The 10,366-nt window shown below is 59.8% G+C and carries 8 protein-coding genes; all 8 read left to right on the top strand.

Translation table 11 applies throughout. The features are described 5' to 3' along the window. Window positions 1-240: 240 nt before the first annotated feature. The 8 genes from rnr (at window position 241) to AC07XF_RS16445 (ending at window position 10,107) form a co-directional block, all read left to right on the top strand. The gene (gene rnr, locus AC07XF_RS16480) at window positions 241-2,868 is read left to right on the top strand and encodes a ribonuclease R (protein WP_495027307.1); all 2,628 of its coding nucleotides are present in this window, start codon (window positions 241-243) and stop codon (window positions 2,866-2,868) included. Beyond that, the gene (gene rlmB / locus AC07XF_RS16475) at window positions 2,865-3,632 is read left to right on the top strand and encodes a 23S rRNA (guanosine(2251)-2'-O)-methyltransferase RlmB (RefSeq protein WP_007973273.1); all 768 of its coding nucleotides are present in this window, start codon (window positions 2,865-2,867) and stop codon (window positions 3,630-3,632) included. The genes rnr and rlmB overlap by 4 nt, the downstream gene beginning before the upstream one ends. Before the next feature lie 306 nt (window positions 3,633-3,938). Then, window positions 3,939-4,361 carry a 30S ribosomal protein S6 gene (gene rpsF, locus AC07XF_RS16470; RefSeq protein WP_007982042.1) on the top strand — a complete coding sequence of 141 codons (423 nt, stop codon included), beginning with the start codon at window positions 3,939-3,941 and terminating at the stop codon, window positions 4,359-4,361. 28 nt (window positions 4,362-4,389) lie between these two features. Continuing rightward, window positions 4,390-4,620, top strand: a complete 231-nt coding sequence (gene rpsR, locus AC07XF_RS16465) for a 30S ribosomal protein S18 (RefSeq protein ID WP_002551829.1) — start codon at window positions 4,390-4,392, stop codon at window positions 4,618-4,620. A 36-nt stretch (window positions 4,621-4,656) separates the two neighbouring features. Further along, window positions 4,657-5,550 carry a YybS family protein gene (locus AC07XF_RS16460; RefSeq protein WP_310064365.1) on the top strand — a complete coding sequence of 298 codons (894 nt, stop codon included), beginning with the start codon at window positions 4,657-4,659 and terminating at the stop codon, window positions 5,548-5,550. Between the two features lie 19 nt (window positions 5,551-5,569). Then, window positions 5,570-6,016 (top strand): 50S ribosomal protein L9, encoded by a 447-nt coding sequence (gene rplI / locus AC07XF_RS16455; protein WP_007973276.1) that lies wholly within the window; start codon window positions 5,570-5,572, stop codon window positions 6,014-6,016. 134 nt (window positions 6,017-6,150) lie between these two features. Then, window positions 6,151-7,548 carry a replicative DNA helicase gene (gene dnaB / locus AC07XF_RS16450; protein ID WP_007982038.1) on the top strand — a complete coding sequence of 466 codons (1,398 nt, stop codon included), beginning with the start codon at window positions 6,151-6,153 and terminating at the stop codon, window positions 7,546-7,548. Between the two features lie 255 nt (window positions 7,549-7,803). After that, on the top strand, window positions 7,804-10,107 hold the full coding sequence (locus tag AC07XF_RS16445; protein WP_495027306.1) for a YgiQ family radical SAM protein: 2,304 nt from the start codon (window positions 7,804-7,806) through the stop codon (window positions 10,105-10,107). The last annotated feature ends 259 nt before the right edge of the window (window positions 10,108-10,366 follow it).

The raw sequence follows: 10,366 nt of genomic DNA, 5'->3' as shown, positions 1-10,366 counted from the left end.
TTTCACCATCTGGGCAGTATCGGCAACGTTGTCCGTCGTCGATGGCGCGCACTATACGGAGCGTCTTTTTAACTGTAAACCCCCGACATTAAAAAAACCTGAAAAATTTCGTCAGCGGTCTTCAAAACAGCTTTGCGGTGTCGATACAGGGCTTTAGATGGGTCGTCTTAGCTTGAAATTTCCCGTTTCATTACGCCTATGCCAAACTAACCCGCATATAGACAAGGTGAAAACTCTCTAATGGCCGATTGGCAGTCCCTCGATCCCGAGGCCGCTCGTGAAGCGGAAAAATATGAAAACCCTATTCCTAGCCGCGAACTGATCCTTCAGCACCTTGCTGATCGGGGTTCGCCTGCTAACCGCGAGCAGCTGGTCGAAGAGTTTGGTCTGACCACGGAAGACCAGATCGAAGCCCTGCGCCGCCGCCTGCGCGCCATGGAGCGCGATGCTCAGCTTATTTACACTCGTCGCGGCACTTATGCGCCGGTGGACAAGCTCGACCTGATCCTGGGCCGCATCAGCGGTCACCGCGATGGCTTCGGCTTCCTGGTGCCGGACGATGGCAGTGACGACCTGTTCATGAGCCCGGCGCAGATGCGTCTGGTGTTCGACGGTGACCGTGCTCTGGCCCGCGTATCCGGTCTGGATCGTCGTGGTCGCCGCGAAGGCATGATCGTCGAAGTGGTATCCCGCGCTCACGAAACCATCGTCGGCCGCTACTTCGAAGAGGGCGGTATCGGTTTCGTGGTTGCCGATAACCCGAAGATCCAGCAGGAAGTGCTGGTGACGCCGGGTCGTAACGCCAACGCGCAGATCGGTCAGTTCGTCGAAGTGAAGATCACTCACTGGCCAACACCACGCTTCCAGCCGCAAGGCGACGTGGTCGAGGTGGTGGGCAACTACATGGCGCCGGGCATGGAAATCGATGTTGCCCTGCGTACCTACGACATTCCTCACGTCTGGCCTGACGCCGTGCTCAAGGAAGCCGGCAAGCTCAAGCCGGAAGTCGAAGAGAAAGACAAAGAGAAGCGTATCGACCTGCGTCATCTGCCGTTCGTCACCATTGACGGCGAAGATGCCCGCGACTTCGACGATGCGGTCTACTGCGAAGCCCGTCCGGGCAAGCTGCGTCTGTTCTCCGGCGGCTGGAAGCTGTACGTGGCGATTGCCGACGTATCCAGCTACGTGAAACTCGGTTCGGCGCTGGATGCAGAAGCGCAGGTTCGCGGCAACTCGGTGTACTTCCCCGAGCGCGTGATTCCGATGCTTCCCGAGCAACTGTCCAACGGCCTCTGCTCGCTGAACCCGCAAGTCGATCGCCTGGCCATGGTTTGCGAGATGACCATCTCCAAATCCGGTGAAATGACCGACTACTGCTTCTACGAAGCGGTCATCCACTCCCACGCCCGTCTGACCTACAACAAGGTCAGCGCCATGCTCGAAACGCCGAAGGCTACCGAGGCGCGCAAGCTGCGCGGCGAATACACCGACGTGGTGCCGCACCTCAAGCAGCTGTATTCGCTGTACAAGGTATTGCTGGCCGCTCGTCACGTGCGTGGCGCGATCGATTTCGAAACCCAGGAAACCCGGATCATCTTCGGTTCCGAGCGCAAGATTGCCGAAATCCGTCCGACTGTACGTAACGACGCGCACAAGCTGATCGAGGAATGCATGCTGGCGGCCAACGTGGCCACCGCCGAGTTCCTGAAAAAGCACGAAATTCCTGCGTTGTACCGCGTTCACGATGGTCCGCCGCCGGAGCGTCTGGAAAAGCTGCGCGCCTTCCTCGGCGAGCTCGGCCTGTCCCTGCACAAAGGCAAGGACGGTCCGTCGCCGAAGGATTACCAGGCGTTGTTGGCCGGTATCAAGGATCGCCCGGATTTCCACCTGATCCAGACCGTCATGCTGCGTTCGTTGAGCCAGGCGGTATACAGCGCCGATAACCAGGGCCACTTCGGCCTGAATTACGAGGCGTACACGCACTTCACTTCGCCGATCCGTCGCTACCCGGACTTGCTCACGCACCGGGCGATTCGCAGCGTGATCCATTCGAAGCAGAACACCCCGCACGTTCGCCGTGCCGGTGCGATGACCATTCCGAAGGCGCGCATCTATCCGTACGACGAAGCGGCCCTGGAGCAGCTCGGCGAGCAGTGCTCGATGAGCGAGCGCCGTGCCGACGAAGCGACCCGTGACGTGGTGAACTGGCTCAAGTGCGAGTTCATGAAAGACCGCGTGGGCGAATCGTTCCCGGGTGTGATCACCGCCGTGACCGGTTTTGGTCTATTCGTCGAACTGACCGATATCTACGTCGAAGGCCTGGTGCACGTTACTGCACTGCCGGGCGATTACTACCACTTCGATCCTGTGCACCACCGCCTGGCCGGTGAGCGCACCGGTCGCAGCTTCCGCCTGGGCGACACTGTTGAAGTGCGAGTCATGCGCGTCGACCTTGACGAGCGCAAGATCGACTTCGAGATGGCTGAAAAAACCATCAGTGCACCGATCGGCCGTAAAAAACGCGGTACCGAAAGTGCAGCGCCTGCAGCGAAAGTTGAAGCAGAGCCTGCCCCGGCGAAAACCGGCCGTCGTCCTGCGAAGGAAAAGGCTGTCGAGGCCTATCGTCCGAGCGATGCGGCGGCGAAAAACGCCGAAGTGCGCAAGAGTCGTGAAATGAAACAGGCGTTGCTGGCCGGTGCGAAAAACGGCGGTAAAGCGGCGTCTGCGGGAAAGACCAGTCGGTCGGCGCCTGACAAGGCCGTCGGCGGCAAGCCAGCCAAACCGAGCAAACATCGTAAAGGTCCGCCAAAAGCGGGCTCGGCTCCAGCCAAGAGTGGCGGGGCGCGTAAACCTAAGGCCAAGCCATGAGTCAGTTGGAAAAAATCTACGGCGTACACGCGGTAGAAGCGTTGTTGCGTCACCACCCGAAACGCGTGAAACAGATCTGGCTGGCCGAAGGCCGCAATGATCCTCGGGTCCAGACGCTGATTGAGTTGGCCAACGAAAACCGGGTCCAGGTCGGCCAGGCCGAGCGCCGCGAAATGGACGCCTGGGTTGAAGGCGTGCACCAGGGCGTGGTCGCGGACGTGAGTCCGAGCCAGGTCTGGGGCGAGGCAATGCTCGACGAACTGCTCGATCGCACCGACGGCGCACCGTTGTTGCTGGTGCTCGACGGCGTGACCGATCCGCACAACCTCGGCGCCTGCTTGCGTTCTGCCGATGCGGCGGGCGCGCTGGCCGTGATCGTGCCGAAGGACAAGTCTGCGACCCTGACGCCGGTCGTACGGAAAATCGCCTGCGGTGCCGCCGAAGTGATTCCGCTGGTCGCCGTGACCAACCTGGCGCGCACCCTGGAAAAACTCCAGCAGCGCGGCTTGTGGGTTGTCGGTACGGCGGGGGAGGCGGAAGTCAGTCTTTATGACCAGGATCTGACCGGCCCGACCATCCTGATCATGGGCGCCGAAGGCAAGGGCATGCGTCGCCTGACCCGCGAGCATTGCGATTATCTGGTGAACCTGCCGATGGCCGGTAGCGTCAGCAGTCTCAACGTTTCCGTAGCGACCGGCGTTTGTCTGTTCGAAGCGCAGCGCCAGCGCAGTGTCAAAGCCAAGGCTGCCGCCAAGAAGTCCTGATCCACACGCGACCCAATGTAGGAGCTGGCTTGCCAGCGAAGGCGGAGTAACATTCAGCAACTATGTTGGGTGTAATGCCGCTTTCGCGAGCAAGCCCGCTCCCACAGTGTTTTGTGGTGAGGGAAAGATTGGGGGTTGTTCAAATAATCACCAATTACCTTGCGCCTCCCTCGCCCCTTCTCTACAATTGCGCCCCTTGCTGTGATGGCAGGCACCAACGTGTCTAGCGTCCGCAAGTCCATTAGTGTCATTCACTCCTTGTCTGACCGCTTTTGAGCGGCAGGCTACAACCCGTAAGGAGCATTCATGCGTCATTACGAAATCATCTTTTTGGTCCACCCGGATCAAAGCGAGCAAGTCGGCGGCATGGTTGAGCGTTACACCAAGCTGATCGAAGAAGACGGCGGCAAAATCCACCGTCTGGAAGATTGGGGCCGTCGTCAACTGGCCTACGCAATCAACAATGTTCACAAGGCTCACTACGTGATGCTGAACGTTGAGTGCACTGGCAAGGCCCTGGCCGAGCTGGAAGACAACTTCCGCTACAACGATGCAGTGATCCGTAACCTGGTCATCCGTCGCGACGAAGCCGTTACTGGCCAGTCCGAGATGCTCAAGGCTGAAGAAAACCGCAGTGAGCGCCGTGAGCGTCGCGACCGTCCTGAGCACGAAGGCGCTGAAAGCGTTGACAGTGATGACAGCGACAACAGCGATAACGCTGACGAGTAATCCACGGACCTTTTAAGGAGCCTATCAAATGGCACGTTTCTTCCGTCGTCGTAAATTCTGCCGCTTCACCGCTGAAGACGTGAAAGAGATCGATTACAAAGATCTCAACACTCTGAAAGCCTACGTATCCGAGACCGGCAAAATCGTTCCAAGCCGCATCACCGGTACCAAAGCTCGTTATCAGCGTCAGCTGGCCACCGCTATCAAGCGCGCCCGCTTCCTGGCCCTGCTGGCCTACACCGACAGCCACGGCCGCTGAGACCGGGCAGTCGACACGTAGCAAAGGATTGAATGCATGCGGGCCATAGCTGAGTTCATCATGCGCGGCCGTATGCAGGCCACTCTGGTAGTGGCTGGATGCGCGGCGATGCCGTTGTTGTATTGGTTGGGTGCTGCCGCTGGATGCCTTGTGCTCCTGCGGCGCGGATTGAGGGACGCCCTGGGCGTTCTTGCTCTGGGACTGCTGCCGGCATTGATCTGGTGGCTGTACTCCGACGACCCACGGGCACTTCTGGTGCTGCTGGGGTCTGCGAGCCTTGCGTTGGTTTTGCGCGCAAGCGAGTCCTGGAACCGCGTGCTGCTGGTCAGCATAGCGATGGGAGTGGTGTTTTCAGTGGTGTTGGGGACAGCTTTTGCTCCCCAGATCGAGATGCTGGCGCAGGCTTTGATCAAAGTCATGCCGTCGCTACTCGGTGATGTCTACCAGAAGATGTCGGTAGACGAACAAGCGCGTTTCGCGTCCCTGATTGCACCGGTCCTGACCGGCCTGATTGCGGCGTTGTTGCAAATCGTCAGCTTGCTGAGCCTGCTTGTCGGGCGCTACTGGCAGGCGTTGTTGTACAACCCGGGCGGTTTTGGTCGCGAGTTTCGCGCCATCCGCTTCCCGCTGTTGCCGGCGATGTTGCTGCTGGCGTGCATGCTTCTTGGACCGAACATCGGTCCACAGATGGCCATGTTGACGCCGTTGTGCAGCGTACCGCTGGTGTTCGCCGGGCTGGCCCTGATTCACGGGCTGGTGGCGCAGAAGCGACTGGCCAGGTTCTGGCTGGTGGGGTTGTACGTGACGCTGTTGCTGTTCATGCAACTGATCTATCCGTTGCTGGTGGTCCTGGCCATCGTCGACAGCCTGATTGATTTTCGCGGTCGTTCGGCACCGAAAGATGCCGATAACGCGAACGGTGAAGGTTAAAAGTTAAGAGGATTTTCACATGCAACTGATCCTTCTGGAAAAAGTCACCAACCTGGGCAACCTGGGTGACAAAGTGAACGTTAAGGCTGGTTACGGTCGTAACTACCTGCTGCCTTACGGCAAAGCTACCGCTGCGACCCCAGCCAACCTGGCTGCGTTCGAAGAGCGTCGCGCTGAGCTGGAAAAAGCTGCAGCAGATCGCAAAGCATCGGCTGAAAGCCGCGCTGCCCAACTGGCCGAGCTGGAAGTGACCATCACTGCCACCGCTGGCGACGAAGGCAAGCTGTTCGGTTCGATCGGTACTCACGACATCGCTGACGCACTGACCGCCTCCGGCGTTGAAGTGCAGAAGAGCGAAGTTCGTCTGCCGAACGGCACCATCCGCAACGTAGGCGAATTCGACGTAGCCGTGCACCTGCACGCCGAAGTTGAAGCCACCGTACGCGTTGTCGTGGTAGCAGCTTAAGCAGCACTTGTCGGCTGGCACCCTCGGGTGCTTGCCGGTAACATCGGGCACGATCCTGTTTACAGGTCGTGCCCTTTGTCTTTCTGGCATCCCAGTTTTTACATTCCTGCTTTCCAAAAAAAAACCAAGTGGCCATGAACGAAATCTCAGCTCCAGAGCAATACGATCTGCAAACCGCCGCGCTGAAGGTACCGCCGCATTCCATCGAGGCCGAACAGGCCGTGCTCGGTGGTCTGATGCTGGACAACAACGCCTGGGAGCGTGTGCTCGATCAAGTCTCCGACGGCGATTTCTATCGACATGACCACCGCCTGATTTTCCGTGCGATCGCCAAACTGGCCGATCAGAACATGCCGATCGACGTCGTGACCCTGTCCGAGCAACTGGACAAGGAAGGTCAGACTTCACAGGTCGGCGGCCTCGGTTACTTGGGCGAACTGGCGAAAAACACCCCGTCTGTCGCCAACATCAAGGCCTATGCGCAGATCGTTCGCGAACGGGCGACATTGCGTCAATTGATCGGCATCAGCACCGAAATCGCCGACAGCGCTTTCAACCCGGAAGGCCGCACCGCCGCCGAAATTCTCGATGAGGCCGAGCGGCAGATCTTCCAGATCGCCGAGGCGCGACCGAAAACCGGTGGCCCGGTGGGTGTCAACGACCTGCTGACCAAGGCCATCGACCGCATCGACACCCTGTTCAACACCGACAACGCCATCACCGGCCTGTCCACCGGCTATACCGACCTCGACGAGAAGACCAGCGGCCTGCAACCGGCCGACCTGATCATCGTCGCCGGCCGTCCGTCCATGGGTAAAACCACCTTTGCGATGAACCTGGTGGAAAACGCCGTGCTGCGCAGCGAGAAGGCTGTCCTGGTGTACTCCCTCGAGATGCCAGGCGAATCGCTGATCATGCGTATGCTGTCTTCCCTCGGCCGCATCGACCAAACCAAGGTCCGTTCCGGTCAGTTGGAAGACGACGACTGGCCGCGCCTGACTTCGGCGGTCAACCTGCTCAACGACCGCAAGCTGTTCATCGACGATACCGCCGGCATCAGCCCGTCGGAAATGCGCGCCCGGACCCGTCGTCTGGTGCGCGAACACGGCGATGTCGGCCTGATCATGATCGACTACCTGCAACTGATGCAGATTCCGGGTTCCAGCGGTGACAACCGGACCAACGAGATTTCCGAGATCTCCCGATCCCTGAAAGCCCTGGCCAAGGAATTCAACTGCCCGGTGGTGGCGCTCTCGCAGCTCAACCGCTCCCTGGAACAGCGGCCGAACAAGCGCCCGGTGAACTCCGACTTGCGGGAATCCGGAGCGATCGAGCAGGACGCCGACGTGATCATGTTCGTTTACCGCGACGAGGTGTATCACCCGGAAACCGAGCACAAGGGCATCGCCGAAATCATCATCGGCAAGCAGCGGAACGGTCCGATCGGCTTTATCCGCCTGGCGTTCATCGGTAAGTACACCCGATTCGAGAACCTGGCGCCGGGTAGCTATAACTTCGACGACGACGAGTAACTGTTGATGCAGGGCCCCTGTGGCGAGGGAGCTTGCTCCCGCTGGGCTGCGCAGCAGCCCCAATACCTGCGGCACCGCATTGCTGGCTTTGCGACTGCTTCGCAGTCGGGCGGGAGCAAGCTCCCTCGCCACAAAGGTTGTGCCACACTCTGAGGCCGGCGCCGCAATTTCCGACCGCAGCCGTCGGAATTGGTCAAAATTTGTGCTATATTCCGCGCCCGCGAAATTCAATGAAAGCCAACACCGGTTATCGACATGCAAGCAGCCAAGCCGTTATTTGACTATCCCAAGTACTGGGCCGAATGTTTCGGGCCAGCGCCGTTCCTGCCCATGAGCAGGGAGGAGATGGATCAGCTCGGCTGGGATTCCTGCGACATCATCATCGTGACCGGTGATGCCTATGTCGATCACCCGTCGTTCGGCATGGCGATCATCGGCCGGCTGCTGGAGTCCCAAGGCTTCCGCGTCGGGATCATTGCCCAGCCGAACTGGCAGTCCAAAGACGACTTCATGAAGCTCGGCGAGCCGAACCTGTTCTTCGGTGTCGCGGCCGGCAACATGGACTCGATGATCAACCGCTACACCGCGGACAAGAAAATCCGTTCCGACGATGCCTACACGCCGGGTGGCCTGGCCGGCAAGCGTCCGGACCGCGCCAGCCTGGTTTACAGCCAGCGCTGCAAGGAAGCCTACAAGCACGTGCCAATCGTGCTCGGCGGCATCGAAGCGTCCCTGCGCCGCATCGCCCACTACGACTACTGGCAGGACCGCGTGCGCAACTCGATCCTGATCGACGCCAGCGCCGACATCCTGCTCTACGGCAACGCCGAGCGCGCGATCGTCGAGGTCGCCCAGCGTCTGTCCTACGGTCACAAGATCGAAGACATCACCGACGTGCGCGGGACCGCGTTCATCCGTCGTGATACCCCGCAAGGCTGGTACGAAGTCGATTCCACGCGCATCGACCGTCCGGGCAAGATCGACAAGATCATCAACCCGTACGTGAACACCCAGGACACCCAGGCCTGCGCCATCGAGCAAGAAAAAGGTCCGGTTGAGGATCCGCAGGAAGCCAAGGTCGTGCAGATCCTCGCCAGCCCGCGCATGACCCGCGACAAGACCGTGATCCGTTTGCCGTCGGTGGAAAAGGTCCGCAACGATGCGGTGCTCTACGCCCACGCCAACCGCGTGTTGCACCTGGAAACCAACCCGGGCAACGCCCGTGCGCTGGTGCAGAAGCATGGCGAAGTGGACGTCTGGTTCAACCCGCCACCGATTCCGATGACCACCGAAGAAATGGACTACGTGTTCGGCATGCCTTATGCGCGCATTCCGCACCCGGCGTACGGCAAGGAGAAGATCCCGGCCTACGACATGATCCGCTTCTCGGTGAACATCATGCGTGGCTGCTTCGGCGGCTGCACCTTCTGCTCTATCACCGAGCACGAAGGCCGGATCATCCAGAACCGCTCCCACGAGTCGATCATTCGCGAAATCGAAGAAATTCGTGACAAGGTCCCGGGTTTTACCGGGGTGATCTCCGACCTTGGCGGCCCGACCGCGAACATGTACCGCATCGCTTGCAAGAGCCCGGAAATCGAATCCGCGTGCCGCAAGCCATCGTGCGTGTTCCCTGGCATCTGCCCGAACCTGAACACCGACCACTCGGCGCTGATCCAGCTGTACCGCAGTGCCCGTGAGTTGCCGGGTGTGAAGAAGATCCTGATTGCTTCCGGCCTGCGCTATGACCTCGCGGTCGAGTCGCCGGAATACGTCAAGGAACTGGTGACTCACCACGTCGGTGGTTACCTGAAGATCGCCCCGGAACACACCGAGGAAGGTCCGCTCAACCAGATGATGAAACCGGGCATCGGCAGCTATGACAAGTTCAAGCGCATGTTCGAGAAGTACTCCAAGGAAGCGGGCAAGGAGCAATACCTGATTCCTTACTTCATCGCCGCCCACCCGGGCACCACCGATGAAGACATGATGAACCTGGCCCTGTGGCTCAAGGGCAACGGCTTCCGTGCCGACCAGGTGCAGGCGTTCTACCCGTCGCCGATGGCCACCGCCACCGCGATGTACCACTCGGGCAAGAACCCGCTGCGCAAGGTCACCTACAAGAGTGACGCGGTGACCATCGTCAAGAGCGAAGAGCAGCGCCGTCTGCACAAGGCGTTCTTGCGATACCACGACCCGAAAGGCTGGCCGATGCTGCGTGAAGCACTGACCCGCATGGGCCGCGCCGACCTGATCGGGCCGGGCAAGAACCAGTTGATTCCTTTGCATCAGCCGTCGACCGACAGTTACCAGAGCGCCCGTCGCAAGAACTCGACGCCGGCCGGCAGCCACAAGGTTGCAGGGGAAAAGACCACCAAGATCCTCACCCAGCACACTGGCCTGCCACCACGTGCCAGCGATGGCGGCAACCCGTGGGACAAGCGCGAACAGGCCAAGGCTGCGGCGTTTGCCCGCAACCAGCAAGCGGCCAAGGAGCGTAAGGAAGCGGCGAAAGGCAAGGGCCCCAAACCCGCCCGTAAGCCGGTCGTACCGCGCTAAATCGCGCTGGAGCTGAACAAAACGCCAACCTTCGGGTTGGCGTTTTGCATTCTGGCCCGGACGGGGGAGCTTTTGTAGGAGCTGGCTTGCCAGCGAAGGCGTCCTGACTGGCGTTAAAAGCTTCGCTGGCAAGCCAGCTCCTACAGTTTTGTGTCCGCAGCAAAACTCTGTGGGAGCGGGCTTGAACTGGTCAAGTAATCCCGGACACCGATTACGGTGTTTATGCCGCTTTTTGCTCCATGGCTATTGGCGACAGATA

It is taken from the genome of Pseudomonas sp. GW821-FHT01C01, assembly GCF_059422645.1.
The sequence above is the reverse complement of the archived record's forward strand: the minus strand, read 5'-3'. Positions and strand labels throughout refer to the sequence as shown.